This window comes from Blastococcus saxobsidens (assembly GCF_010682065.1).
GTDB lineage: Bacteria > Actinomycetota > Actinomycetes > Mycobacteriales > Geodermatophilaceae > Blastococcus > Blastococcus saxobsidens_B.
In genome coordinates this window covers 89379-115300 of the sequence record NZ_JAAGWG010000001.1, presented here as the reverse complement: position 1 = coordinate 115300, position 25922 = coordinate 89379, and the positions used below count along the sequence as shown (strand labels likewise).

The following is a 25922-nucleotide window of genomic DNA, read 5'->3' as shown; positions in this document are numbered from 1 at the left end:
CTGAGGATACGGTCTACGCGCGTCTCACCCGGAGGCGCACAGCCGAAGGAGTGAGCGTGTCCGCGTCGGCCGAGTCTAGTGGCGCCCGGCTACGGGTGGTGGTTATCGGCCTGAACTACGCGCCGGAGACCACCGGGATCGCGCCGTACACAACTGGCCTCGCCCGCCACCTGGCCCTCTCCGGGCACGACGTCACGGTCATTACCGGTCATCCGCACTATCCGGAGTGGCGACTGCATCCGGGGTACGAGAAGCCTCGTCCGCAGACCGATGACCACGGCGTGCGGTTGATCCGCGTGCCTCATCCCGTGCCGCGCAATCCGAGCGGCGTCTCCCGAGTCTGGATGGAGATTGTCTTCGCCGTGCGCGCCGCAGCGAAGCTCGTCAGCCGGCGAGCTGATGTCGTCGTCGTAGTCAGCCCCGCGCTGCTCAGCCTTGTGCCCGTCCTCTTCCTGCGCCCGCTCCGTCCTTACCGGATGGCCGCGGTGGTCCAGGACCTCTACGGGGCGGCCCTTGCGGAAACCGGCCTGAGCGGCGGCAAGCTCGCCATGGTCACCGGCTGGCTGGAGCGCTTCCTGCTGCGCCAGATGGACGGCATCGCTGTCATCCACGCGGTGTTCCTCCAGCGGTTGGTCACCAGCGGTGTGACCGAGGAGCGGATCCGCGTCATCGCCAACTGGGCCCACGTGACGTCCGCCGGCGCCACCGAACGCGAGCAGCAGCGCCGCAGGTTGGGCTGGCCACCCAGCGACTTCGTCGCATTGCACGCGGGGAACATGGGCGCCAAGCAAGGCCTTGAGGGGTTGGTGGACGTCGGGCGCCTCGCGGAAAAACGCGGTAGCGACGTCCGAGTCGTCCTGATGGGGAACGGGTCGCAACGGGAAGCATTGCGGGCCCGGACCGAGGGTGCCACCCGCGTCTCGATGCTGAAGTCGCTGCCCGAGGGCGACTTCGAAGCGACGCTGGCCGCTGCTGACTGCCTGCTGCTGCACGAGAAGCCCGGCGTCGTGGAGATGTCGGTACCGAGCAAGCTGACGACGTACTTCACCGCCGGCCGGCCGGTCGTGGCCGCCACCCACGAGCGCAGCGGCGCCGCGGCGCTCATCGCGGCCTCGGAGGCCGGCGTGCGCGTTCCCGCGGGCGACGCCGCGGCCATCCTCGATGCAATCGAGAAAATCGCTGCCAACCCGGCCGTCGCCGAGGAGATGTCGGCGAACGGCCAGGCGTACGCCGCCGAACACCTCACCGGGACGGCATCGCTCAACAGCTACGAGGATTGGATCCGCGGCCTCGCCGGTTGACCGTCAGGTCCGCTGAAGGGATCCCGCATCCAGCTGCTCGCGGTACCACCGGTAGGTGTCCGCCAGACCTTCCCTCAGCCCGATCCGCGGTTCCCAGCCGAGGCCCTTGATCTTGCTCACGTCGAGCAGCTTCCGCGGCGTCCCATCGGGCTTCGTCGCGTCAAACTCGAGACTGCCCTCGAAGCCGACGGTCTCGGCGACCAGCTCGGCGATCTCGCTGATGGAGAGATCGTCACCGACGCCGATGTTGATCGGCTCCGGCTCGTCGTAGTGCTCGAGCAGATGCACGCATGCGCGGGCCAGGTCGTCGACGTGCAGGAACTCCCGGCGAGGGGTGCCGGTCCCCCACACGGTGACCGACGGGGCCCCCGAGCGCGCCGCCTCGTCGAACCGGCGGATGAGGGCGGGAAGCACGTGCGACCCGGTCGGGTGGAAGTTGTCACCCGGGCCGTAGAGGTTGGTCGGCATGGCGGAGATGTAGTGCACCCCGTGCTGGCGCCGCAGGGCCTGCACGTGGAGGACGCCGGCGATCTTCGCTATCGCGTAGGCGTCGTTAGTCGGCTCCAGCAGCCCGGTCAGCAGCGAATCCTCACGGATCGGCTGTGGGGCGAACTTCGGGTAGATGCAGCTGGATCCGAGGAAGAGCAGCTTCGAGGCGCCGTGACGGGCGGCCGCGTCGAGCACGTTCACCTGGATGCGCAGGTTGTCGGAGAGGAAGTCAGCCGGGTAGGTGCTGTTGGCCAGAATGCCGCCGACCTTCGCCGCCGCGACCACGACAGCCGCGGGCTTCTGCTCCGCGAAGAACGTTTCGACGGCAACCGGGTCCCGGAGGTCCAGCTCGCGCGACGTCCGGGTGACGAGATCGGTGAAGCCAAGGTCTCGAAGGTGGCGGAGGATCGCACCACCGACGAGACCGCCATGTCCGGCGACGTAGGTTCGTGCACCCCTGTCGAGGGTTGTCACAGTCACAGTCGATTCTCCCCGTGTTGATCGGGCCCTAGGCTACGTCGGAGCTTCCGCAGCGTACGGACAACATCGAACGGGGACACGGGTATGGCGAAGTCGGCACTCATTACGGGGATCACCGGTCAGGACGGCTCATACCTGGCGGAGCTTCTGCTCAGCAAGGGCTACGAGGTGCACGGCATCGTGCGCCGCTCCTCGTCCTTCAACACCGAGCGCCTCGACGACATCTACCAGGATCCGCACGTCGCCGACCGCCGTCTGTTCCTTCACTTCGGCGACCTGAACGACGGCGTCACCCTCATCAACCTGCTGCGCGACATCAACCCGGACGAGGTCTACAACTTGGGCGCCCAGTCCCACGTCCGGGTGTCGTTCGACCAGCCGGTCTTCACCGGGGACATCACCGGTGTGGCCGCCATGCGCCTGCTCGAGGCCGTGCGCGCCGCGCGCGTCAGGACGAAGATCTACCAGGCGTCCTCCTCTGAGATGTTCGGCGCAACTCCGCCTCCCCAGGATGAGAACACCCCGTTTTACCCGCGAAGCCCTTACGGAGCAGCAAAGGTCTACGCGTACTGGGTGACGCGCAATTATCGGGAGGCGTACGACCTCTTTGCAGTCAACGGCATCCTCTTCAACCACGAGTCGCCGCGCCGAGGCGCCACCTTCGTGACGCGCAAGGTCACTCGAGCGGTAGCTCGCATTCAGGCCGGCCTCCAGGACAAGCTCTACATGGGCAATCTCGAGGCTGTCCGCGACTGGGGTTACGCCCCCGAGTACGTCGAGGGCATGTGGCGCATGCTGCAGGCACCGGAGCCAGCCGACTACGTGCTGGCGACGAACACCGCATACTCGGTCAAGGACTTCGTCCGCATGGCTTTTGAGCACGCTGGCCTCGAGTGGGAGAAGTACGTGGATTACGACGCCCGCTACGAACGCCCTACAGAGGTCGATGCACTTATCGGAGATTACTCCAAGGCGAAGAATGAGCTTGGGTGGGAGCCTAAGGTTCTCACTCCTGACCTCGTCAGGATCATGGTTGATGCGGACATGAAGCTCCTCGACGACGAACGCTCTGGCCGCCGTATTCGCCTAGACAACTAGGAACACCGCCCAACCCTTCGGACCCGTCCAGCACAGCTGACGGTCATCCCAGCCAACTTGCCGAACGGCGTAGAGGTCGTCCATTGCGTGCCGGTCTCGACACCGACCTCGACCCGCGCCACCGCCATATTCACGCTGGTAAGCCGACGAAAGGCGCCCGATGTCCGACACGCCAGCCCGAGTGGGCATCGTGGTGCCCACCTTAGGGCAACGGCCTAGTTGGCTGAGAGACAACCTCGAGTCACTCACTCGACAGGGCCTTCCCGTCGACATTCTCGTCGTGAGCAGAACACCCATCGGCACCTTGTTGGACCGCTTCGTTGCGGAGGTTCAGCAGGAAGTGTGCGAGACTCCGGGCCTTTCCGCCGCCTTGCAACATGGCTTATCCCGCCTTCGCAACGAGTACGTCAGCTGGCTGGGCGACGACGACCTGCTGGCACCAGGTTCACTTAAGACTGCGCTGGCGGCACTGGACAGGAACCCGTCGGCCCCATTTGTGTACGGGCGAACTCGATACATCAACGAGCAAGGCGACACGATCGGTCTAACACGGCCGACATCACTCGCCGCGCGGTATGCCCGATATGGCAAGGACTTCATACCTCAGCCGGGCAGCCTGTTGCGGAGGTCCGCCCTGCAGACCGTCGGCGACATCGACGTAAGCCTGCGAAACGCGATGGACCTCGATTTGCTCCTCCGACTTCAACGGGTCGGTAAGCCCGTATACGTGCCAGTGGAACTTTCCGCATACCGGCTCCACCCTAGTAGCATCACCATGACCAAGGGTAACCTGGATGAAGGCGAGCTAGTCCGTCGCCGGCATGCTGGCACGCTCGCGAGCCGCACGTACCGACTGTGGCGCCCACTAAGTCGAACCATTGACAAGTGGGTCGACCGGTCGTTCCGTTATGGTCCCGCACCAAAGCCTGCCCCGTGGCGACCTGGAGGTCGGCCATACACGCTCTCTAGTGATGCTTAGAACTTCAAGCTCACTTAGGGGCGCAGGCGCACGCCTCGTTACCCTGCCAATCACCGCAGCCGCGTCGCTTCTCACCGCCAGCATGGTCATCGAACAGACCAGCGTTGGCGTTTTTGCTGCGATCTCCTTGGTATGGGGTTTGACGGCCTTCTTTCCGATCGCCGACCTAGGGGCCGGCGCCGCGATTACATCGGCTGCCGCGGCGAGCGAACATCCGACTTCGGACCACGAAGTCATCGCCCTTTACGCTAGCGCCCTCAGATCAGTCAGCCTCATCGGCCTCCTGCTAGCTGGCACGGTCTCCACTGCGAGCAGCTTCGAGATCTGGTCATCACTCTTGGGCGGATCAACCCGTGCAATCGATGTAGACGCCGCCATTGCGAGCTTCGTAACCGTATCCGCCATCAACGTCCCTCTGGCACTCATCCACCGTTACGCTCTCGCGATCGGTCGACAGATTGACAGCATCCTGGCGCTCGGCGCTGCATCCGCCGCCACGCCGGCCATCGTCGCCGCATGCCTCGCAACGGATTTGCCGACCTGGAGTCTAGGGTCCGCCGCCGCCATTAGCCTCGCCCTAAGCAATCTCGCACTCATCGTCTGGGCAAGCCGTCGCCGCTGGTTCCCCGCTGTATCCATCCTCCGACGCACCGCCAGGCGATCCGGCCCCGGAAGCCTGTCCCTTCTTGCCCGTACTGGGTCCGCCATGTTCGCCATCACACTGGCGCAAGCACTGGCACTGCAGTCCGACCGAATCATCTTGGACATTACAAACAACCAGTACGAGATGGCCCGCTACGCGCTCGCCGCACTCCTGTACACACCGGCCCTCTCCGTATTGTCGGCTGCAGGGCTGGCGCTATGGCCCCAGTTGGTCCGACTCCGGGCAGCCTCTGAACCGGGGCAGCAAACCTTCTCGATCTTAGCGCGCACGCCCGTTGGACTTTCGATCGTGCTGGCACTCGGGGCCTGGGCGGCAGCGTTCCCCGTGAACTCGATCCTCAGTCCCGAGGTCGAGTTCAGCGGCAACCTCACTGCCGTATTCGGCCTCCTGCTCGTAATACAAGGCTTTACAATGCCATTCTCGATGCTTCTCACGCGACCCAAAGAGCTGCGCTTCCAGGCGGTGTGCGTGCTCGCCATGGGCATCGCGAACGTTCCGATGTCGGTTGCCCTGTCAGTGGCCATAGGGGCGCCGGGCCCTGTCCTGGCATCTGCGACCTGCGTCTTCCTATTCCAGCTTATCCCCATGGCCCTATACAGTCGATTCTCGGTACGGCAGATCGGTGATACGACATGATGGGTCCGAGTTCTCTTGCCTCAGTCGTGTTCGGCCTTTCGAGCATCCTTGGAGCTGCCCTCCTTCTTATGATTCTTCGGAGGGACCGCAAGCTTTGGGACGCCAGTTCTTGGCTGATCCTGGGGGTCGGCGGCGCACTTTCGATCGCGCAGCTCATCGGCCGACTGCTAGGCGGAGTTACGATCACCTACGGCTTGTATGGCGACGCAGACATCAGTCAGGCTCCCTGGGTGAGCATGCTCGAGAAGTTGGGGCTGCTGGGCGTGGCAGGCATGAGCGCCTCCATTCTGATCCAGAGCCTTATTCGCGATGGATTAAGGCTCCGCGTCAATGGAACGGGCAGCCTGATCGTCGGCGTTCTGTGTCTTGGTGCGATAGGGAACCTCCTCACCGGGGGGCCGCTAGCGTCGCAACGATGGCTAGTCCTCGCACTTGCGGTTGCGCTTGTTGCGCTTGTTCCACACTCAAGGGGCGCACACCTAGGGGCCATAGCTTTCGGTGGGCTCGTCCTCGTGGCCTCTTTCGCTCTAGCCGCCACAAGCGAGCAGCATGGAACCCGCGCCTGCCGCTTTGACAAATGCGGCCCGCTTGATGTGTTGATCACGGGGATTTATCCGAACGAGAATGCACTGGCGTTAGTTCTCGCCCTTACTCTCCCCTTCCTTTTCCTCGTCCCGCGCCGCGGCGCGCGGGACGCTCTCATGCTCTTGATTGGCGTCGACATCTGGCTGATCGGCAGTCGTACTGCTCTCCTCGGAGTAGCTGCGGCGGCAGCCTACTGGTGCATCGAACGCTGGGCCGTCCGACGAGTCGGCATGATCCTCGGATGGCTGGTACTTCTCGGCGGCGTTGCAGCCGAGCTGTTGCTGCCACTTCTGGCGGCCCCGAACTCGTTCACAGGACGGCCGCAGTTGTGGCAGCTAGCAGCAACGGCCGAAGGCGCTTCGGTGATAGTGGGCCAGGGATGGGGGGCGCTGGAACGGCGCTTCGCAGAGGGCGGGCGCATTGAAGGCGCAAGCGCCTACAGCCTCCATAATCAGATCGTCGATGTGTACTTTGTCGCGGGTGGTCTCGGCCTGATCTTTTTTGCCATCTTTGTAACTCAGGTCAGCGTAAGGCTAGGCTCTTACGGCGCCGCCAGCTTAAGCCTCGTCGCGGTTCCCATTTGGATTGGTGTTCTTGAGCGCCCATGGTCTGTCGGACAGGTGGACTGGCTAACATGGAGCTTGATCGGGACTTGCCTAGTGGCGTTGTCTCAAGCGAGCACCGGGACTAGGCAGGTGCGAAAGGAGATCCGTAATGTCCGAGTTGCTCTTGCTGATTGATCGACTAAAACCCTACGGGGCCGAGCGTGTATGCATCGACCTCGCCACGGAGTTCTCAAGCATTCGGTCGACAACAGTCGTAACGTTCGGGGCCGACCAGGGCCAAGTCGACGTTGAGAACCAGCCTTGGCGACGCCTGCGCATAGAACGATCGCGCTGGAAGCCGTTGGCGATGTTGCAGGTCATATGGCGACTACGCTGCGACCTCAAGAAGAGGGGGGACGTACTGGTTTTCAGTTTCATGCCTTTGTCAAATATCATCGCCCTCGTCTCCACCATCGGGATGCCCGTCCGCGTGGTGGCTACTGAGCACAATATTAGTGCGCAGGTGCTGCAGGGCCTTGGACTAAAGCGCCAAGGGCTCCGATTCCTCAGGCGCGTGCTCTATCGGCGTGCACATGCCATCATCGCTGTCAGTAGAGCGGTTGAAGCTGACTTGATCGACACCGTAGGCGTCTCCGAACTGGTCCACGTGATCTATAACCCAGTCAATCTTGCGCGACTCCAAGCTCAGCTTGCAGCCACTACAGGCGTCCCGCCGTTCGTACGCGCCCTTCGCGCTTCACGTGAGGACGTTAAGGTCATCGTGATTGTGGGAGCCCTAAAGCATGCCAAGGGCCACGACATTGCGATTCGCGCCTTGAGCCTTACGCCCGACAATGTGCACTTGGTCTGCGTAGGCGATGGAGCCGAGCGAATGGGTATCAAGCGGCTAGCCGACACCCTAGGCGTCGGTGAAAGGCTTCACCTCGTCGGGGCGGTCCAGCAGGTTGGCCCGTGGATGAAGGCGGCCGATCTGGTGCTCGTGCCATCCCGCTACGAGGGATTCGGCCTGGTCGCCGTAGAGGCAGCGGGCCTGGGCGTGCAAGTCCTCGTTACTGACGTTCCCGGCCTGAGAGAGGTCGGCTCAATGGTTGGAACTAGCATCGTGAATGCCGAACCGATACCGATCGCCGAAGAGTCGATGAGGATCCTCTCGCTCACCAAGAGAAACAACACTTACTGCGTCGACAGGTTCCTACCGGCGCAGGTAGCGAAGAACTACTTGTTGGTCGCAGGCGAGGTTGTGTGCTGATGCGCCGACACAATAATCGGCTGTGGGTTCTCACCGCGTGCGTCGTACCGGATCAATCCGTACCCTTTCTGGCTCTTCGCGCCTCCGAGAGGCGCCTCGCGGATTACCAGGCCTCTCTTGCGTTCTGGGCCAAGAGGGTGGCCAGGTGGGGCGATCATCTACTGGTGATCGAGAACTCAGGCTTCCCGGTCGGTGAGCTTCTCTCCCATCTTCCCGCTAGATTCGCGCGGGACGTTGAAGTGATCAGCTATTTTGAGGAGCGGTCTGCGAGCGGCCTTGGCAAGGGCGTCGGCGAAGCTCTCATGCTTGACCGCCTAGACTCATATGTCACCGAATGCGGCCACGCATATGAACTCGTGGTCAAGGTCACGGGACGATTGATCGTGAGGAACGCCGGGCTACTTCTCCCCCATACCGTGAGCAGCCAAGACGCCTTCGTTCGCCTTCGACGCGACCTGACACAGGTCGACAGCAGGCTCTTCGCAGTCACTCCGGCGATACTTCACGAGCACCTGACGGGGCTAGCCGGTCAGGTGGATGAGCGGAACGGGCGATACCTAGAACATGCTGTCGCTGAGCGAGTATTGACGGGAGTTGGAACTGGGCTTAATCGTCGAACGTTCAGTGTCGCACCGGTCTTCACTGGCGCGAGCGGGTCTACAGGCGCCGCTTATGCTGGTCCACGCCGACTTGTCGAGGGGTTAACCGAAACGTTCCGGAATCGACTACCCGGCGACTTTCTATAGGAGCCGGGATCAGGATCGGGATGGATCTTGCACTTGCCCTCACGGCAGACTGGCTCCGCGTCAACTGTTGCTCACGATCATCGCCGGATCACCCTGGCCCGCGCGCCGTTGTTAGGGGCGTCGACTGCGCAAGGTTCGCGCTGGCACGCCCGCTACAATTGAGTTCGGCGGAACATCCTTTGTGACGACCGCCCCAGCCCCGACAATGGACCCCGAGCCAACCGTTAGCGGTCCGATGATAGTAGCCCCAAAGCCGATCAAGCAGTCCCCGCCTATCCGGACGTGCGCTAGGGGGCTTCTAGAAAATTCAGTGATTGGCGTGCTCGACGCGTCGAATGGGTGATCGTCCCCAATGATCGCGACATTACTCGAGATCAGCACATCGTCGTGCACGGTGAGCGACGTCTCGAGGTGCAGGTTGCGGGCGACGCGAACTCTGTTGCCGAACTTGATAGGACCAGCGGTGGCGAAGACGGCGCCCGCGCCGATACGAAAGTCATCGCCCAGAGTGAGCGGCCCGTAATACGACAATCGGAGTCGGAGGAGACGGAGCCGAGTAACCACTCGGCGAAGCGGCCTCAGGACGCGGGGGAGTGGACGCTCTGGCCGTCCCGTTGTGTTCACTGGCTTAGCTTAGCGTCCGGAGCGAGGACGCTCGGTGGCGAGGACTGCGCTGAGAAATCCCGCAGACATTGCTTCTGCTGAGTATGTGTTCCGGACACGAGCGCTAACTTCGTCCCTATCGATGCGGCGAGAGGCGTGATCCTCGAGCGCGGAGTCCATGGCGGCCGCCAAGCTCTCGGCATCTCCCCTTGCATATATGTAGCCGTTGCTCTGGTCTAGCGTGCAGACCTCTGGCGCATTGAGTGGGTCCAGAGCCCAAATCACCGGGCAGCCAAACCCTAGAGACTGGGTCACGTTTAGCCCCACATAGCCCGAACAAACTGAGGCTACCGCTTGCGAGAAGAGTGGACCAAGCACGGCCGGGTCGCTTTCGTGGCCCCAGAAAGTCACCATGTGCGATAGGCCATATGACTGAACGGCCTCTTCCAGCCCGTCTCTGAGCGGACCGGCGCCCACGATGTCTAAATGGAGATCGCCGTGGCGCGCTGCTAACCGCCGAAACGCAGCCAGCGCCAAGAGTGGATTCTTTTCATCCACTAGGCGGCCTATCCATACGAATGTCTTTTTAGGTTCGACACTTACAGTGGGGCGAAGTTGCCTTGCCGGATACAGTGCATTTGGCGCAACGAAAACACGGACTGCAGGCTCCACCTCCTGAATCTCCTGCTGCTGTCTCTGGGTGTATACGATGATTCCCGATGCCAAATGGCGGATAACTTTCCGCAGGCGGTCGCTCCGACTTGCCGGTCCGCGGCGTGGCCAAGCGTGACCCCAACAAAGGGTCCGCTTCCGAAGGAGTCGACGACCGATCAACACCACCCAGGTGTTGATGTTGCGCGGGTTTAGTTCGACCACGCAACAGTCGGCGACTATTGCCGCTCTGGTAACGCCGCGCTGCCAGCCGATGCGCCGGCCTGCTACGTAGCGATTTGCGCCTGTGGAGCTTATAAGTCGAGATTGCACTCCAGTCACTACGGTCGAGACAAAGTGAGCGTCGCCGACATGGAACGCCAGTTTGACATCGTTTGGCAGCTGTTTATCTACAGCGTCGAGAAATGCCTGCCGATAGCTAGCCATTGCCGGCTGGAGCACTACAATGTCGCGAGCCACATGCACCCACTCGAGTCTGGTTCGTCGAACCCACCGCGGTTCATTTATTTGGCCGGGTCATGGCGAGGCCGGACCGACGCACCCTCGCAGCCTACGTGCTCCATTGGGTTACGGTCCAGCGCGCCCGGGCCGGCCCGCGTGGCTGAAGGCGCTGAGGCCCTCCTCGGGCTCTACGAACCTGCCGATTGTGGTAAGGAGATTAGTCGCGTTGTGAGGGCTGGGCGTCAATTGTTGACGTTGGCGCGCCTGGCTCCAGCTATTTGCGGCCCGAATTGCAACGGCGCTTCTGACGTTTGCACCACCTGTGCGGTAGGTGACGTCCCTGCGGGTGGTGTAAGTCCAGGTCCCGTTCGCGTGAGTGATCACGTAGAGGGGCCATCGTGTGATGGTCAGCGAGACCACGCCAATGGTTCTCGCGGAAGGACACAACACACGATGGCCCTGGACCAGTCTGCCCTGCTCGAGGTGCTGGAGGCACTGAAGGCTGCCGACGTCGATGACCGGATCCGGTCGGCGGCGACCACGATCTACCAGGCCTTGATCGAGGCCGAGCTCACCGCGGTCATCGGCGCCGCCCCGCACGAGCGCACCGATGCCCGCACCGCCCAGCGCAACGGCTCCCGCCCACGCACGCTGACCACGACCGCTGGGGATCTGGAACTGCGGATCCCCAAGCTGCGCGCCGGATCGTTCTTCCCCTCGCTGCTGGAACGGCGCCGGCGAATCGACCAGGCACTGTTCGCGGTGGTGATGGAGGCCTACCTGCACGGTGTCTCGACCCGGAAGGTCGATGACCTGGTCAAGGCGCTGGGCGCCGACACCGGCATCTCCAAGTCCGAGGTCTCCCGGATCTGCGCCGATCTGGACGCCGAAGTGAGCGCATTCGCCGACCGCTCGCTGGCCGAGCAGGCGTTTCCCTACGTGTTCCTGGACGCCACCTACTGCAAGGCGCGGGTCAGCCGGCGGGTGGTCTCCCAGGCGGTGGTGATCGCCACCGGGGTGGCCGCCGACGGGCACCGGGAGGTGCTCGGCTTCGCCGTCGGCGACAGCGAGGACGGCGCCTTCTGGACGGCATTCCTGCGCTCGCTGAAGGCCCGCGGCCTGAGTGGCACCCAGCTGGTCATCTCCGATGCCCACGCCGGGCTGAAGGCGGCCATCAGTGCGGTGCTGCTCGGCGCGGCGTGGCAGCGCTGCCGGGTGCACTTCATGCGCAATGTGCTGGCCCGGGTCCCGAAGGGCAACGCTGAGATGGTCGCCGCCGCGATCCGCACCGTCTTCGCCCAGCCCGATGCCGAACACGTGCGCTCCCAGCTCGACGTCATCGCCGGCATGCTCGGCCGCCAGTTCCCGCAGGTGGAGGCCATGCTGCGCGAAGCCGCGGACGATCTGCTGGCCTTCACCGGCTTCCCCGTCGCGCACTGGAAGAAGGTCTGGTCGACCAATCCTCTGGAACGGCTGAACAAGGAGATCAAGCGGCGCACCGACGTCGTGGGTGTCTTCCCCAACCCCGCAGCCTTGCTCCGCCTGGCCGGCGCCGTCCTGGTTGAGGCCCACGACGAATGGCAGGTCTCCGACCGCCGCTACCTCTCAGAGGGCTCCATGGCCGCGCTCAACCGGCCGAGTCCGTCCAAGGAGGAGGTGGCGCAACCGGCCCTGATCGCGTCATAGTCACCACACCGCTGACCCAGCACGGTGAGGACTACATCCACCACGCAGCGGGACGTCACCGTGCGGTAAGTGGGCGGGCGCTACTGAGGACGTCCCGTCGCTGGGCGCCAAGGGTCGGCGGCTAACCTCCCCGATTGCCGGCTTCGTCACAGGGCCCGCGCCGGCAGTTTGATCTTTCGCGGATAGCCATGCGGACAATTCTTGGACGTGGGCGGTCCTACGGGGTTTAGAGGGCCCGCTGGCGCGGCCCCAGCGAGCGGGTGGCGGAGTCGTCAGGTATCAGCCGTGGCGGCTGTGACGTACGTGCTGGGACGCGGCCGACACGTGATGGTTCCACAGCTGCAGCCGCATCCAGCGCTTCTAGGCTTCGCGCATGCCATGTCCCTCTTGTGGGGCGACTGACGCACGCACGCAGATCCTTCCCGGGTACTGGCGCTGCGACGCCCTAGTCCCAACCGGCCAGCCTGTCGCCGCCGGCGTCGCTCCGTCGTCCATTGCCACCGTGACGGAACGTCGCTGCGGCAAGGTCTACGTCCAGAGCGACGACGACAGGGTCGGCTCGGCACGATGCCGCTGCGGTGACCCCGCCGTCGGCGAGTGCACCGAGTGCTCCCGCATGGTGTGCGCCGACCACTCCGACCTCTGGCAGGGCTGGCGGGTCTGCGACCGCGACCTCGCCATCGCCCGGGTGCGCGCACGCTCGGCCGCCGCCGCCGAGGAGCGCCGCCGCGAGGAGGAGGCCGCCGCCGCCGAGGCCGAGCGCCTCCGGCAGCGCACCACCCTGCTCGAGCTCGCCGACGAGGACGCCGTCTGGATCCTCTACGCCCGCGACCAGAAGCGCACCCAGCAGGAGATCCGCTCCGCCGTCCACGTGCTCCGCGGCCTGACCGCCGCCGAGTTCACCGACGTCTGCCTCTACCTCCTCCCCTACGCCCGCGACCCGCAGAAGCAGCGGACCGGGATCACCAGCCTCTCCGGCTGGCTGTTGACCGGCTCCGGCTACCACGGCCGCTCCTGGTTCCTGACCCGCAAGGGCGAGTGGCACCGCAGCGCCACGGCCGGCACCGAGCAGGGGCACACCTGGAAGAAGGTGCGCTTCGACGACGTCGAGAAGCGCGCGGTCATCGACGAGATGTCCTGGCAGCAGTCGATCGACAGCGGCATCGTCTGAGGCCTGCCGGCCATCGCCGGTGCGATGAGGGACGGCCGGCTCAGGCCGGGCTGCGCCACGGCGGGAAGAAGCCGGCGGTCGAATCGGTGCCGGCCAGCGCCGCGTGACGCGCCGGGTCGTGCACCAGCTTCGCGACGGAGAAGGCCAACGGCTCTGAGCCGGGGTCGAACCGTCTCTTGAACACGAACAACGGCGACTCCGCGCCCCCCGCCGTGCCGCCACCCAGGTGGAACCGGCTCATGCCTCTGGACTGCGCCCACGTCGCCGCCGACAGGAAGCAGAGGTGTGAGGCCCCGACCGTGCGACCGGCGTCGGAGGACCCGCCGAGGTGGTAGTGCAGCCACGGCCCGCCCGCGAAGCACAGCAGGGCCGCGGCCACCTCGCCGTCCAGCCACCCCTCGACGACGACCACGCCGAGCTCGTGCCGCTCGGCCTCCAGCGCGGCCCAGTAGGCGTCAGGGAAGAGGTAGAAGGTGTCCGCACGCTGGCGCCGCATCGTCTCCTCGTACAGCTCCCGGAACCGGTCCAGCGTCTCCGGGGCCTCCACGATCCGCACGGTCACCCCGGCCTTCCGCGCACGGGCGACAGCCCGACGGTGGTGCGCGTGCTGTGCGGCCGCCAGGTCCCGACCGGGTGTGACGTCCCAGGCGACGGTGGGGCCGGGCGACACGAGCTCGGCACCCGCGGGCACCAGCGCCACGTTGCCCACCAGCGGGTGCAGGCGGAGGAAGGTCGTCACGACCCTGTTCTCCCGGGCCCACCGGTCGAGGGCCTCTCCGAACGCCGCCGTCGCCCGGGAGGCCGTGCCGACGGGCCCGCCGTAGCCGTACGCGCTGGTCGCGTCCCACCCGCTGCCGTCCGGTAGCGGGCGGAGCAGCAGCGGCAGGGCGATCTCGGCCCCGCCGTCGCTGTGGAGGAGCAGCACCGGCCGGGTTCCCGGCGGTTCCGCGTGGGCGGAGACGCGGTGATAGGCGCACCTCAGGTACGTCTCGAGCGGGCCCACCTCGCCGATGACCTTGTCCCAGTGCGCGTCCGGGACCACGTCCATGCCCGGTACGGAGACGAAGCCTGTTCGGGGAACCGCCTGCATCGTGGGCACCCCTCGCCGGTCGGCCGGACTTCTCGGCCCTGCTCTCAGACCTCCGACCGCGCCGCGGCGCCGTCGGAGGGGCCGCCAGGAAGCCACATGGGGCGCAATCCCGTCAAGGGCAACCGCTGCCTGAGCAGCACCTTTCCGCGCTCACCTGTCGGTGCGGCGGCGGCCCCGCGCCCACCCGGCCGCGGCCGCTCACCCGCCGAGCAGGTCGCGCACCGCCCCGGCGATCACGGCCGTCTCGGTTGCCCGGACGCCCGGCCGCCCGGCGATGTGCCCGAGCTCCGACTCGAGCGGGCGCAGCTCCGCTCCCGGCACCAGCGACGCCTCGACCTCGGAGTCGGCCGGCGTGAAGTAGGCGTCCGTCGTCGACGGCATCACGATCGTCCGGGCCCGGATGCTGCGCAGCGCTGCCTCGTAGCCACCCGGCCGGTCCCGGCCGACGTCGCCGCTCAGCCAGGTGTCCATCATCGCCAGCAGGTCGTTGGCGTCCAGGGCCGCGTGGTCGGCCGCCCAGCCGTCGAGCACCGCCTGCACGCTCGGGTACCCCAGCTCGCGGTAGGTGCCGGAGTGGAAGAAGTCCCGGGAGTACGCCCAGCCCGCGTACACCCGCCCGAACGCCTCCAGCCCGGCGACCGGCGGTGCCGCGTACCGCCCGCCGTCGAACGCCGGGTCGGCCGTCAGCGCCGCCCGCACCCCCTCCAGGAAGACGCGATTGTGCGGCGAGCAGCGGGCGGCTCCGCAGATCGGCAGCAGCGCGTCGACGTCGTCGGGGAAGGTGACCGCCCACTCGTAGGCCTGCATCGCCCCCATCGACCAGCCCACGACCAGCCGCAGCCGGTCCACGTCGAGCGAGTCCAGCAGCAGGCGCTGGGCCCGCACCTGGTCCCGGACGGTCACCACCGGGTAGTCCGGCCCGCCCACCCCCGCCGGGGCGTTGGACGGCGACGTCGACACCCCGTTGCCCAGCATGTCCACCACGACGACGAACAGCCGCTCGGTGTCCAGCACCCGCCCCGGGCCGATCCACGGCAGGTAGCTGTCGGAAGTGCCCGTGTAGTAGCTCGGCACCAGCACGGCGTTGCCGCCGTCGGCGTCGAGCGTGCCGTGCGTGGCGTGCACGAGCCGGGCGGGCAGGTTCGCGCCGGACTCCAGCGCGAACCTGCCCAGGTCCAGCGTCGCCGCCATCAGAAGAACTTGAGGTAGCGCTCCGTCTCCCAGGTGGAGATGTGGGACTGGTAGGAGTCCCACTCGGCGCGCTTGTAGTCGATGAAGGAGTTGTACAGCGCCTCGCCGAACACCTCGCGGGACAGCGAGTCGGCCTCGAACTCGTCGATCGCCGCGGACAGGTCGCGGGGCAGCATCCCCACGCCCAGCTCGGCCACCTGCGCCTCGGTGTAGGAGTACATGTTCTCGGTGTGCGGCGCCCCCGGGTCCAGCTGCTCGCGCACCCCCTCCAGGCCGGCGGCCAGGATCATCGCCGCGCCCAGGTAGGGGTTGCAGCTGATGTCCGCCGCCCGGCACTCCACCCGGCCCCCGGCCAGCGGGATGCGGATCATGTTGGTGCGGTTGTTGTCGCCGTAGCTCACGAACACCGGCGCCCACGTCGAGCCCGACGTCGAGCCCCCGCGCACCAGCCGCTTGTAGCTGTTCACCGTCGGGGCGATGACGGCGCTGATCGCCTTCGCGTGCCGCAGCACGCCGGCGATGAAGGAGTAGCCGAGCGCCGTGACGCCCACGCCCTTGGGATCCTCCCCCTCGGCGAAGAGGTTGGTGCCGGTCTCGCGGTCGGCCAGCGACATGTTGAAGTGCGCGCCCGAGCCGGTGCGGTCGGCGAACGGCTTGGCCATGAACGAGGCGAAGTAGCCGTGCTTGCGGGCGATCTCGCCGGCCATCATCCGGAAGAAGGCCACCCGGTCGGCGCTGGTCAGGGCGTCGGCGTACATGAAGTCGATCTCGAACTGGCCGCGGGCGTCCTCGTGGTCGAAGGAGTAGACGTCCCAGCCGAGGGTGTCCATCGCCTCGACGAGCTCGGTGAGCCAGCCGAAGTTGTCCAGCGTCGTCGTCAGGTCGTAGCAGGGCTTGGCCGCGGTGTCGCGCTCCGAGACCTCCTCGGGGCCGTTCTCGCCGTCCTTGAGGACGAAGAACTCCGTCTCGATGCCGAGGTTGAAGGTGAACCCGAGCTCGGCCGCCGCGGCCACCTGGCGCTGCAGGATGTGCCGGGCGCCGGCCTCGAACGGCTTGCCCTCGGTGTAGAGGGTGGAGGGGAAGTAGGCCACCTCCGGCTTCCACGGCAGCTGGAACCCGCGCTCGAGGTCGGGGACGGCGGCCACCTCCTCGTCGCTGATCTCCTGGGGCACCCCGTCGACCGCGGCACCGGTGAAGAGCTCCGAGCCCCCGGCCATGTTGGACAGGTGCGACAGCGGGACGACCTTGCCCTTCAGCCGCCCGTGCAGGTCGCTGAAGCCGGCCAGGGCGTAGCGGACGCCGGCCGCCTCCAGCCGGGCGCGGACGGCCTCGACGTCCTGGGTTCCGGTTCCGATGGTGGCGGTCATGGTGTCCTCCTCGACGACGTGTTTCGATGACTCGTCGAAAGATGCCCGTCCGGTATTCCGATGGGGCATCGAAACCATTGCACCCGTGTTAACTTCCGCCCGTGGAGGATCCCGTGACACCCAGCGCCGGCCCCGACACCACCACCGACCGGCCGCGCACGGTCGGACGGCCCCGACGCACCGGTGCGGCGCCGGCGGGTGATCCACGGCAGGAGATCCTCGACGCCGCGGCCCGGCTGTTCGCCGACCGAGGCTACGTCGCGACGACGATGTCCGAGATCGCCCGCACGGTCGGCCTGGGGCAGTCCTCGGTCTACTACTGGTTCCGCTCCAAGGAGGACCTGCTGCGGGCGCTGACCGGCGCCAACCGGGAGTCCCTCGAGGTCGCGCACCGGCTGGCGGCTGCCGCCACTCCCCCGCCCGAGCACCTGTACGCCGTCCTCTACGCCGACGTGCTGCAGATGTGCCGGGGAGCCCTCGACTTCTACGACCTCGAGCGCGCCGCGCACGCGCAGCCGGAGTTCTTCGCCGAGATCCTCGCCGACTACGGCCGGCTGCGCGCCGAGATCGAGGCCGTCGTCGAGGCCGGCATGCGGTCGGGTGACTTCGTGCCCGGCGACGCGCGGACCGCGACCCTCGCCTGCCTCGCTCAGACCGAAGGGATCCAGCACCGGTTCCGCAGCCCGACGCCGGACGCCGCCGAGCGGGGTGCCGCGCTCGGCGGGCCGGCCGACGCCGCCCGGCTCGCGGCGGGGACGGCGGTCCGCGCCCTGCTCGTCGACCCGGCCCGCGCGGCCGACGCCGAGCGGGGCGCGATGGCGGTCCTGGACGAGACGTAACCAGAGCGACATCGATTCGATAAGCCATCGGAACGGCGCCTCCGCACTATTCCGATAGCGCATCGAAGGTGTCGGTGCGCCCGGGCTGGAACCCCCTGGAGGCGCACATGGACCCCACGACCGCGGGCAACACGGCATGGCTGCTGACGGCGATCATCGCCGTCATCCTCATGCTGCCGGGGCTCGTCCTCTTCTACGGCGGCATGGTGTCCCGCCGGACGACGACCAACATGATGATGATGGTCTTCGGCGCCTTCGCCCTGACCGCCTTCGTCTGGGTGGCCTTCGGCTACTCCGCCGTCTTCGGCGACTCCCTGGGCGGCGCCGGGGTGCTCGGCAATCCGCTCGAGTACGCGGGCCTGGGGCAGCTGCTCACCCCGGACGAGGGCGCCGCCCTGCCGCCCCTGGCGCTGGCGACGATCCACCTCGGCTTCGCCGGCCTCACGATCGGGATCATCGCCGGCGCGGCGGCCGACCGGATGAAGTTCGGCGCCTGGATGGTCTTCGCCGCCCTCTGGGTGACCCTGTGCTACCTGCCCGTGGCCCACTGGGTGTTCGCCTTCGACAGCGACACCACCACCGGCGGTTGGCTGGCCAACGTCGTCGGCGCGGTCGACTACGCCGGCTCCACGCCCATCCACGTCAACTCCGGCATCGCCGCCCTGGCGCTCGCCATCGTCCTGGGCAAGCGCCGCACCTGGCCGGTCCAGCCCAAGGCGCACAACCTGCCGTTCGTCATCGTCGGCGTCGGCCTGCTGCTCACCGGCTGGTTGGGTTTCGACGGCTCCGCCCTCGGCGCGGCGGACAACGACGCCGCGGTGGCCATCTTCAACACCCTCGCCGCCGCCTGCGCCGGCACCTGCGCCTGGCTGGTCGTCGAGAAGCTCCGCGACGGGCACGCCACCACGCTCGGCGCCTGCTCCGGCGCGATCGCGGCACTGGTCGCCATCACGCCGTCGTGCGGCGTCGTCTCACCGATCGGCGCGCTGCTCATCGGTGCCGGGGCCGGGGTCGTCTGCTACTTCGCCGTCCTGCTCAAGCACCGGCTGGGCTACGACGACGCGCTGGACGTCGTCGCGCTGCACCTGGTCGGCGGGATCGTGGGTGCGCTCGCCATCGGGCTGCTCGCCCACCCCGACGCGCCGATCGGCGAGACCGGCCTCCTCTACGGCGGCGACCCCGGGCTGCTCGGCCGGCAGGCCGTGGCGCTGCTGGCCACCTGTGCCTGGACGTTCACGCTCACGTTCGTCATCGCGAAGGTCCTCGACCGGACCATCGGGATCCGCGTCACCGACGAGCAGGAGCGGGAGGGCCTGGACAAGGCCCTGCACGCCGAGAGCGCCTACGAGAACCCCGAGGCCCTCGCGCACCAGCCCCGCGGCCACGCGGAGCAGGAGCACCACCTGGACCTCGGCCTCGACGTCAAGCCCGGGCCGGAGCCGGCCCGGCAGGCGTAGGGACGGCGGTCGGCCGCCGCACCACCACAACCCAGGGCGCCTCTCCTCCGGGAGGGGCGCCCTGCGCCGCTCCCCATGCGCCGGGCGCGCACGTCGAGCGACGGGATACCGCCGGGCACCGCGGCACGCCACGACAAACCCTGGACGACCCTCCAACGGCGTCCTCCACGGTGTCGACGCCCACGAGGTCCTCGCGCCTCCCACTGCCACCGGCATCCTGCAACTCGGATGGCACGCCTGTGAGGCCTGGGACGGACGAGCCGGAGCGTGACCGACACGTGCCACAGACGGGGTCGGCGCGCACCAGCCCGCTCCTAGGCTTCGCGCATGCCATGCCCCTCCTGTGGGGCGACGGACGCACGCACGCAGATCCTGCCCGGGTACTGGCGCTGCGACGCCCTCGTCCCGGCCGGCCAGCCCGTCGCCGTCGGCGTCGCTCCGTCGCCCATTGCCACCGTGACGGAACGCCGGTGCGGCAAGGTCTACGTCCAATCCAGCGACGACAGGATCGGCTCGGCACGATGCCGCTGCGGCGACCCCGCCGTCGGCGAGTGCACCGAGTGCTCCCGCATGGTCTGCGCCGACCACTCCGACCTCTGGCAGGGCTGGCGGGTCTGCGACCGTGACCTCGCCCTCGCCCGCGTGCGCGCACGCTCGGCCGCGGCCGCCGAGGAGCGCCGCCGCGAGGAAGAAGCAGCCGCCGCCGAGGCCGAGCGCCTCCGGCAGCGCACCACCCTGCTCGAGCTCGCCGACGAGGACGCCGTCTGGATCCTCTACACCCGCGACGCCAAGCGCACCCAGCAGGAGATCCGCTCCGCCGTCCACGTGCTCCGCGGCCTGCGCGCCACCGACTTCACCGACGTCTGCCTGTACCTCCTCCCCTACGCCCGCGAGCTCCAGAAGCAGCGCAACGGGCTCACCAGCCTCTCCGGCTGGCTGTTCACCGGCTCCGGCTACCACGGCCGCTCCTGGTTCCTGACCCGCAAGGGCGAGTGGCACCGCAGCGCCACGGCCGGCACCGAGCAGGGGCACACCTGGAAGAAGGTGCGCTTCGACGACGTCGAGAAGCGCGCCGTGATCGACGAGATGTCCTGGCAGCAGTCCCTCGACAGCGGCCTCATCTGACCGGCGGTCCGGCGCCCAGGCGCCGGACCGGTCAGCGGGTGATCGTCGAGGAGTGCTCGTTCTGCTGGGCGGCCAGCCGCTCGCGCTGCGGGATGACGACGTACTTCGGGTCCTTGGTGCTGGCGATGCCGGCCTCGAAGACGCCGAAGCGGGTGAGCAGCGACCCGGCGGCCAGCAGCGTTCCGGAGGCGATCGCCCCGGCGCGGGTGCGTCCGGCGACCACGGTCAGCCCGGCGCCCACCGCAGTGCACGCCTTGGCCGCCTGCATGAACTTGCCCGGGCGCCCCTCGTGGTACGGCTCGCTCTCGATGCCGTGGTCGTTCTCCACCTTGTGCATCGCGGCCAGCTCGATCGCGGCCCCGGCCACCGCCATCTTGCGCGACGGCCCGGCCTCGTCCACCGGCGTGAACATCATCGTGATGCCACCGCCGGCGGCCATCGCCGAGCCACCGAACACGAACGGCAGCTGGGTGTGCGCCGCATGCCACGACGGCACCGCGGTGTTGGCCAGCAGCACGCCCGTGTAGGTGGCCAGCGGCCCACCGAACAGCGCCGCCACCGCACCCCCGAAGCGCTTGAGCCGCGGGAACCAGCCCAGCAGCTCCACCGCCGCCGTCGCCCCGGCCGCCGCGCTGAACGGCGCCAGGATGTAGGTGCCCACCGACAGCGGCGAGGTCAGCTTGAACACCCGCAGCATGTGCAGGAACCGCGACGGCCGGCCCAGGTCGTGGATCAGGAAGACCACGGACAGGATCGAGCCACCACCGGCGGTCAGCCGGGACACCTTCGTCAGCGTCGGCCGGTCGGTGAAGTCCGCGAGCGCACCGAGGATCGCCGAGGAGCCGGCCGCCCCACCGAGGAACAGGTACAGCGGCACGTCGGGCGACTTCCACACCGGCGTCTTGACGATCTGCCGGCCGTAGTACGAGGTGAACTCGACGTCGTCGACCATCGCGACCTCGCCGCGACCCCGGCCTCCGCCACGCTTGCGGCGCTTCTTGCCCGTCTTCTGCTGGGTCGCCGGGCCGCGATCGGCCTGCCGCCACCCAGCGTCCGGGCTGGTGATCCCGCCGGTCATGTCAGCGCCTCCGCGAGCCGAGGATCGCCGTCACGGCGACCCCGACCATCATCGCCGCGGCCTTGCCGGCCGCCTTCCACATCGCCGGCAGGTCCCGGGTCGTGACGATCGGGTCCGGCGGCAGTCCGTAGACCTCCGGCTCGTCGAGGAGCAGGAAGAACGCCCCGTCCCCGCCTACGCCGTCGTTCTCGTCCCGGCCGTACAGCCGCGCGGTCTCCACGCCCTGCGCCTTGAGCGTCGCCAGCCGTGCGTCGGCGCGCTCCTGCAGCTCGTCGAGGTCACCGAACTGGATGGACTGCGTCGGGCACGCGGTGGCGCACGCCGGCTGCAGCCCGTCGGTCAGCCGGTCGTAGCACATCGTGCACTTGAAGACCCGGCCGTCGTCCTTGCGCTGGTCGATCACGCCGTAGGGGCAGGCCGCCACGCAGTAGCCGCAGCCGTTGCAGATGTCGCCCTGCACGACGACGGTGCCGAACTCGGTGCGGAACAGTGCACCGGTCGGGCAGACGTCGAGGCAACCCGCGTGCGTGCAGTGCTTGCAGACGTCGGAGCTCATCAGCCAGCGGATCTGCTTGTCCGCGCCGGTCTGCCCGGTCTGCGGGTCGAACTCCGAGAGCGCCTCGGCGTTGAGCACGCTGGCCTGCGCCTTGGCGGTGGAGTCCAGGTCACCGCTGTCCGGCGCCGGCAGGTCTCCCCCGGCACTCCGGTCGTCGCCGGGGCGGCGATGAGTCGGCATCGGCAGGTCGACCGCGCGTGACTGCTCGATGAACGCCACGTGCCGCCACGAGTTGGCGCCCAGCATGCCGGTGTTGTCGTAGGACATCCCCGACAGGCCGAGGGCGTCCCGCTCGCCGTGCGAGTCGTCCATCGGGAGCGTGTTCCACTCCTTGCAGGCCACCTCGCAGGCCTTGCAGCCGATGCAGACCGAGGTGTCGGTGAAGAAGCCGACCCGCTTGGGGTGGTCCTCCTCGTAACCGGCCTCCGCCGACACGTCGGGCAGCGGCCCGAACAGCCGGTTCTTCGGGTCCGGCATCGCCAGACCCGGGCTCGCCGAGCTGATGGAGGTCATGCCGGCCTCCTCTCGTCGTGCTGAATCGTCACAGCTTCGATCCCTGACCGGCGTCGGCGTCCACGGGCTCGCGGCCGTTCACGCCCACCCGGCCCGACTGCACGCCGGCCCGCTTCCGGTAGGCCTCGACGAACTCCAGCAGCTCCGGACCCCGCGGACGGCGCCCGGCCACGATGTCGCAGCTGCTGACCTTCGACTCCTGGATGTGGGTGTTGGCGTCCATCACGATGCCCAGCAGGTCGTTGGCGGCGTCACCGGTGGAGATGCCCGCGTAGGACCAGTGGTACGGCATGCCGATCTGGTGGACGACGGTGCCGTCGCGCAGCTTGATCGGCCGCATCCGCTCGGTGACCAGCACCTTCGCCTCGATGGCCGTGCGCGCGCTGACCAGCGTGGCGAACTCGCCGTTGGAGAGCCCACGCAGGCGAGCCAGCTCCGGGCTGATCTCCACGAAGAACTCCGGCTGGAGCTCGGCGAGGTAGGGCAGCGTGCGGCTCATGCCACCGGCGGTGTGGTGCTCGGTGAGCCGGTAGGTGGTCACCTGGAACGGGAAGACCTCGCTGCGCGCGGGGTTGGCCCGGTTCCACGGCCCGTCGAACTGCTCCAGCGTCGGGTTGGCCTGCTGCTTGTACAGCGGGTTCTCCACGACCGACTCGGCCGGCTCGTAGTGCGTCGGCAGCGGGCCGTCGACCAGCCCGGCAGGCGCGTACAGCCACGCCTTGCCGTCGCCCTGCATGACGAACGGGTCGTTTCCGGCCAGCGCGTCCTGCGCCTTGGCGCCGTCCGGTGGCACGTAGTCCGGCCGCTTCTTCTTCTCGAAGTCGGGCACGTCCAGGCCGGTCCACTCGCCGGCGTCTTCGTCCCACCACACGTACTTCTTGCGCTCGCTCCACGGCTTGCCGTCCGGGTCGGCCGAGGCGCGGTTGTAGAGCATCCGCCGGTTCAGGGGCCACGCCCAGCCCCACTCCGAGGCGACCGGGCCCTGCTCCTTGGCCGGCTTGCGGCGAGCGGCCTGGTTGACCCCGTCGGCGTAGACGCCGGTGTAGATCCAGCAGCCGCCGCTGGTCGAGCCGTCGGACTTCATCTGCATGTAGGAGTTCAGCAGCTCACCGTGGGGGCCGTAGCCGTTGATCTCGCGCAGCACGGCGGCTGCGCTCGGGTCGGCCGTCTCGCCCTCGGTCGGGTAGTCCCAGGTGAGGTCGAGCAGCGGGCGGTCCCGCGGGTCGGTGGAGTCCTTCAGCCGCTCGCGCAGGATGCGGCCGAGGTGGAAGTAGAACCACAGGTCGCTGCGGGCGTCGTTCGGCGGCTCGACCGCCTTGTGCCGCCACTGCAGCACCCGCTGGGTCTGGGTGAAGGTGCCTTCCTTCTCCACGTGCGTGGCCGCAGGCATGAAGAAGACCTCGGTGGCGATCGTCTCCGGCTTCAGCTCGCCGGTCTCGTGCTCCGGGCCTTCCTTCCAGAAGGTCGCCGACTCGATCATCTGCAGGTCGCGGACGACGAGCCAGTCCAGGTTGGCCAGGCCGAACCGGTTCATCCGGCTGTTCGGGTGGCCGACACCGGGGTTCTCACCGACCAGGAAGTAGCCGCTGACCTTGCCGGAGATCATGTCGGCGATCGTCCGGTAGGAGCTGTGGTCGCCGTCGATGCGCGGCAGGTAGTCGAAGGCGAAGTCGTTCTCTTCCCGAGCGTGCTCGCCCCACCAGGCCTTGAGCAGGCTGGTCATGTAGTCGCGCTTGTTGCCCCAGAACCCCGCCTTGCCGGCGGCGTCGGCCACGAACTCCTCCAGCGAGGAGTGCTGGTGGGCGTGCGGCATCGGCAGGTAGCCGGGCAGCAGGTTGAACAGCGTGGGCACGTCCGTCGAGCCCTGGATGCTCGCGTGCCCGCGCAGCGCCATGATCCCGCCGCCCGGACGGCCGATGTTGCCCAGCAGCGTCTGCAGGATCGAGCAGGTGCGGATGTACTGCGCGCCGACGCTGTGCTGCGTCCAGCCCACCGAGTACACCCACGCCGTCGTCCGGTCGCGGTTGCTGTTCTCGGTCACCCACCTGGCGACCTGCTCGAACACCTCCGGCTCGATGCCGCAGGCCTCGGACACCATCTCCGGGGTGTAGCGGGCGAAGTGCCGCTTGAGGATCTGGAACACCGAGCGCGGGTGCTGCAGCGACTCGTCGCGCTTGGGCTTGCTGGCGATCGGCGGACCGCCGCTGCCGGCGGCCTGCGCGCGGTCGGAGCCCTGCACCGCCGGGTCGTTCTCCGTGCGGTCCTGCTCGGCCGCCTCGGCCGGGTTGTCCGAGCCGGAGTGCTCGCTCTCCTCCGGCTCGTACTTCCAGGTGTCCTGGTCGTACTGCCGGTTCTCGGCGTCGTAGCCGGAGAACAGGCCGTCGAGGTCCTCGGAGTCGACGAACTCCTCGCCGACCAGCGCCGCGGCGTTCGTGTAGGCGACGACGTAGTCCTTGAAGTACAGCTCGTTGCTCAGCACGTAGTTGATCAGGCCGCCGAGGAACGCGATGTCGGTGCCGATGCGCAGCGGGACGTGCAGATCGGCGATCGCGCTGGTCCGCGTGAAGCGAGGATCGATGTGGATGATCTTCGCGCCGCGCGCCTTGGCCTCACCGACCCACTGGAAGCCCACCGGGTGGCACTCGGCCATGTTCGAACCCTCGATGACGATGCAGTCGGAGTTCGCGAGGTCTTCCAGGAAGTTCGTGGCACCGCCACGACCGAACGAGGCACCCAGACCGGGCACCGTCGCAGAGTGCTATATGCGTGCTTGGTTCTCGATCTGCACAGCGCCCAGGGCGCTGTACAGCTTCTTCATGAGGTAGTTCTCCTCGTTGTCGAGGGTGGCCCCTCCGAGGCTCGCCAGCCCCATGGTCCGGCGCAGCGTCCGGCCCGCGTCGTCGGTGTCCTGCCAGCCCTTGCGGCGGGCGTCCAGGACGCGGTCGGCGATCATCTCCATCGCCGTGTCCAGCTCGAGGTCCTCCCACTCCGTCCCGTGGGGACGGCGGTACTTGACCGTCGTGACGCGCGACGGGCTGGTGACCAGCTGCTTGCTGGCACTGCCCTTCGGGCACAGCCGACCGCGGTTGATCGGGGAGTTCGGGTCGCCCTCGATCTGGACGATCTTCTCGTCCTTCACGTACACGTTCTGCGCGCAGCCCACGGCGCAGTACGGGCAGACGCTCTTCACCACGCGGTCAGCCGTCGCGGTACGCGACACCGTCGCCTCGGTCGCCTTGCTGCGGGCGGCCTTGCCGCGCCCCAACGGGTCCGAGCCGGTCAGCTGCCGGTACACCGGCCAGCTCTCGAGCCAGGTCTTCACTCCTGGCACTCTGCCACC

General features: G+C 67.6%; 20 protein-coding genes and 1 pseudogene. 12 read left to right on the top strand and 9 right to left on the bottom strand.

Annotated features, from left to right (window positions below; all coding sequences use genetic code 11):
* Positions 1–56 precede the first annotated feature (56 nt).
* Positions 57–1301, top strand: coding sequence for a glycosyltransferase (locus GCU60_RS00530; RefSeq protein WP_163201686.1), 1245 nt, complete (start codon positions 57–59; stop codon positions 1299–1301).
* Positions 1302–1304: 3 nt separating this feature from the next.
* Here the strand turns inward: GCU60_RS00530 and GCU60_RS00525 are convergent, their stop codons facing one another.
* Positions 1305–2264 (bottom strand): GDP-L-fucose synthase family protein, encoded by a 960-nt coding sequence (locus tag GCU60_RS00525; protein WP_345770299.1) that lies wholly within the window; start codon positions 2262–2264, stop codon positions 1305–1307.
* Between the two features lie 90 nt (positions 2265–2354).
* Here GCU60_RS00525 and gmd point away from each other — a divergent pair, with 90 nt between their 5' ends.
* From gmd to GCU60_RS00495, 6 genes are all read left to right on the top strand, one after another.
* Positions 2355–3368, top strand: coding sequence for a GDP-mannose 4,6-dehydratase (gene gmd, locus GCU60_RS00520; protein ID WP_163201684.1), 1014 nt, complete (start codon positions 2355–2357; stop codon positions 3366–3368).
* A 160-nt stretch (positions 3369–3528) separates the two neighbouring features.
* Entirely contained in the window at positions 3529–4347 is an 819-nt protein-coding gene (locus GCU60_RS22010; RefSeq protein WP_430537402.1) for a glycosyltransferase family 2 protein, read from the top strand.
* A gap of 82 nt (positions 4348–4429) precedes the next feature.
* Positions 4430–5647 (top strand): lipopolysaccharide biosynthesis protein, encoded by a 1218-nt coding sequence (locus tag GCU60_RS00510; RefSeq protein WP_163201682.1) that lies wholly within the window; start codon positions 4430–4432, stop codon positions 5645–5647.
* Positions 5648–5877: 230 nt separating this feature from the next.
* A complete protein-coding gene (locus GCU60_RS00505; RefSeq protein ID WP_163201681.1) occupies positions 5878–6972 on the top strand; it encodes a hypothetical protein in 1095 nt (364 codons plus the stop codon).
* Positions 6947–8047, top strand: coding sequence for a glycosyltransferase (locus GCU60_RS00500; RefSeq protein ID WP_163201680.1), 1101 nt, complete (start codon positions 6947–6949; stop codon positions 8045–8047). The genes GCU60_RS00505 and GCU60_RS00500 overlap by 26 nt, the downstream gene beginning before the upstream one ends.
* Positions 8048–8211: 164 nt before the next feature.
* Positions 8212–8793, top strand: coding sequence for a hypothetical protein (locus tag GCU60_RS00495; RefSeq protein ID WP_163201679.1), 582 nt, complete (start codon positions 8212–8214; stop codon positions 8791–8793).
* Between the two features lie 111 nt (positions 8794–8904).
* Here the strand turns inward: GCU60_RS00495 and GCU60_RS22005 are convergent, their stop codons facing one another.
* Positions 8905–9174: an acyltransferase gene (locus GCU60_RS22005; protein WP_430537405.1), complete on the bottom strand. Its 270-nt coding sequence runs from the start codon at positions 9172–9174 to the stop codon at positions 8905–8907.
* Between the two features lie 252 nt (positions 9175–9426).
* Complete coding sequence (locus tag GCU60_RS22000; protein WP_430537404.1) at positions 9427–10494, bottom strand: glycosyltransferase; 1068 nt, start codon at positions 10492–10494, stop codon at positions 9427–9429.
* 468 nt (positions 10495–10962) lie between these two features.
* On the opposite strand from GCU60_RS22000, the gene GCU60_RS00480 reads away from it, so the two are divergent.
* Positions 10963–12195 carry an IS256 family transposase gene (locus GCU60_RS00480; protein ID WP_113842044.1) on the top strand — a complete coding sequence of 411 codons (1233 nt, stop codon included), beginning with the start codon at positions 10963–10965 and terminating at the stop codon, positions 12193–12195.
* 502 nt (positions 12196–12697) lie between these two features.
* The gene (locus GCU60_RS00475) at positions 12698–13366 is read left to right on the top strand and encodes a hypothetical protein (RefSeq protein ID WP_163201676.1); all 669 of its coding nucleotides are present in this window, start codon (positions 12698–12700) and stop codon (positions 13364–13366) included.
* Between the two features lie 40 nt (positions 13367–13406).
* Here the strand turns inward: GCU60_RS00475 and GCU60_RS00470 are convergent, their stop codons facing one another.
* The 3 genes from GCU60_RS00470 to glnT all read right to left on the bottom strand — a co-directional run bounded on the left by GCU60_RS00470 (position 13407) and on the right by glnT (position 17014).
* A complete protein-coding gene (locus GCU60_RS00470) occupies positions 13407–14414 on the bottom strand; it encodes a GNAT family N-acetyltransferase (protein WP_163201675.1) in 1008 nt (335 codons plus the stop codon).
* A gap of 240 nt (positions 14415–14654) precedes the next feature.
* Complete coding sequence (locus tag GCU60_RS00465; RefSeq protein WP_163201674.1) at positions 14655–15647, bottom strand: alpha/beta fold hydrolase; 993 nt, start codon at positions 15645–15647, stop codon at positions 14655–14657.
* Positions 15647–17014 carry a type III glutamate--ammonia ligase gene (gene glnT, locus GCU60_RS00460; RefSeq protein ID WP_163201673.1) on the bottom strand — a complete coding sequence of 456 codons (1368 nt, stop codon included), beginning with the start codon at positions 17012–17014 and terminating at the stop codon, positions 15647–15649. Before glnT ends, GCU60_RS00465 begins: the two co-directional genes overlap by 1 nt.
* A 101-nt stretch (positions 17015–17115) precedes the next feature.
* On the opposite strand from glnT, the gene GCU60_RS00455 reads away from it, so the two are divergent.
* The 3 genes from GCU60_RS00455 (at position 17116) to GCU60_RS00445 (ending at position 20435) form a co-directional block, all read left to right on the top strand.
* Entirely contained in the window at positions 17116–17853 is a 738-nt protein-coding gene (locus tag GCU60_RS00455; protein ID WP_204261151.1) for a TetR family transcriptional regulator, read from the top strand.
* A gap of 107 nt (positions 17854–17960) precedes the next feature.
* On the top strand, positions 17961–19310 hold the full coding sequence (locus tag GCU60_RS00450) for an ammonium transporter (RefSeq protein ID WP_163201672.1): 1350 nt from the start codon (positions 17961–17963) through the stop codon (positions 19308–19310).
* 327 nt (positions 19311–19637) lie between these two features.
* The gene (locus GCU60_RS00445; RefSeq protein WP_163201671.1) at positions 19638–20435 is read left to right on the top strand and encodes a hypothetical protein; all 798 of its coding nucleotides are present in this window, start codon (positions 19638–19640) and stop codon (positions 20433–20435) included.
* Positions 20436–20466: 31 nt separating this feature from the next.
* Here GCU60_RS00445 and nrfD read toward each other — a convergent pair whose 3' ends face one another.
* The 3 genes and pseudogenes from nrfD to fdh form a co-directional block, all read right to left on the bottom strand.
* Complete coding sequence (gene nrfD, locus GCU60_RS00440) at positions 20467–21513, bottom strand: NrfD/PsrC family molybdoenzyme membrane anchor subunit (RefSeq protein WP_163201670.1); 1047 nt, start codon at positions 21511–21513, stop codon at positions 20467–20469.
* A 1-nt stretch (position 21514) separates the two neighbouring features.
* Positions 21515–22582, bottom strand: coding sequence for a 4Fe-4S dicluster domain-containing protein (locus tag GCU60_RS00435; RefSeq protein WP_163201669.1), 1068 nt, complete (start codon positions 22580–22582; stop codon positions 21515–21517).
* 28 nt (positions 22583–22610) lie between these two features.
* Positions 22611–25913 (bottom strand): annotated as a pseudogene (gene fdh / locus GCU60_RS00430) (formate dehydrogenase).
* Positions 25914–25922: the final 9 nt, after the last annotated feature.

What these genes read in the sequence shown, in the direction of transcription:
- nrfD (WP_163201670.1), bottom strand. Translation starts at nt 21,513, where the DNA reads ATGACCGGCGGGATCACCAGCCCGGACGCTGGGTGGCGGCAGGCCGAT.
- GCU60_RS00465 (WP_163201674.1), bottom strand. Translation starts at nt 15,647, where the DNA reads ATGGCGGCGACGCTGGACCTGGGCAGGTTCGCGCTGGAGTCCGGCGCG.
- GCU60_RS00435 (WP_163201669.1), bottom strand. Translation starts at nt 22,582, where the DNA reads ATGACCTCCATCAGCTCGGCGAGCCCGGGTCTGGCGATGCCGGACCCG.
- GCU60_RS00510 (WP_163201682.1), top strand. Translation starts at nt 4,430, where the DNA reads ATGGTCATCGAACAGACCAGCGTTGGCGTTTTTGCTGCGATCTCCTTG.
- GCU60_RS22010 (WP_430537402.1), top strand. Translation starts at nt 3,529, where the DNA reads ATGTCCGACACGCCAGCCCGAGTGGGCATCGTGGTGCCCACCTTAGGG.
- glnT (WP_163201673.1), bottom strand. Translation starts at nt 17,014, where the DNA reads ATGACCGCCACCATCGGAACCGGAACCCAGGACGTCGAGGCCGTCCGC.
- GCU60_RS00470 (WP_163201675.1), bottom strand. Translation starts at nt 14,414, where the DNA reads ATGGACGTGGTCCCGGACGCGCACTGGGACAAGGTCATCGGCGAGGTG.
- GCU60_RS00500 (WP_163201680.1), top strand. Translation starts at nt 6,947, where the DNA reads ATGTCCGAGTTGCTCTTGCTGATTGATCGACTAAAACCCTACGGGGCC.
- GCU60_RS22000 (WP_430537404.1), bottom strand. Translation starts at nt 10,494, where the DNA reads ATGGCTAGCTATCGGCAGGCATTTCTCGACGCTGTAGATAAACAGCTG.
- GCU60_RS00450 (WP_163201672.1), top strand. Translation starts at nt 17,961, where the DNA reads ATGGACCCCACGACCGCGGGCAACACGGCATGGCTGCTGACGGCGATC.
- gmd (WP_163201684.1), top strand. Translation starts at nt 2,355, where the DNA reads ATGGCGAAGTCGGCACTCATTACGGGGATCACCGGTCAGGACGGCTCA.
- GCU60_RS00445 (WP_163201671.1), top strand. Translation starts at nt 19,638, where the DNA reads ATGCCATGCCCCTCCTGTGGGGCGACGGACGCACGCACGCAGATCCTG.
- GCU60_RS00480 (WP_113842044.1), top strand. Translation starts at nt 10,963, where the DNA reads ATGGCCCTGGACCAGTCTGCCCTGCTCGAGGTGCTGGAGGCACTGAAG.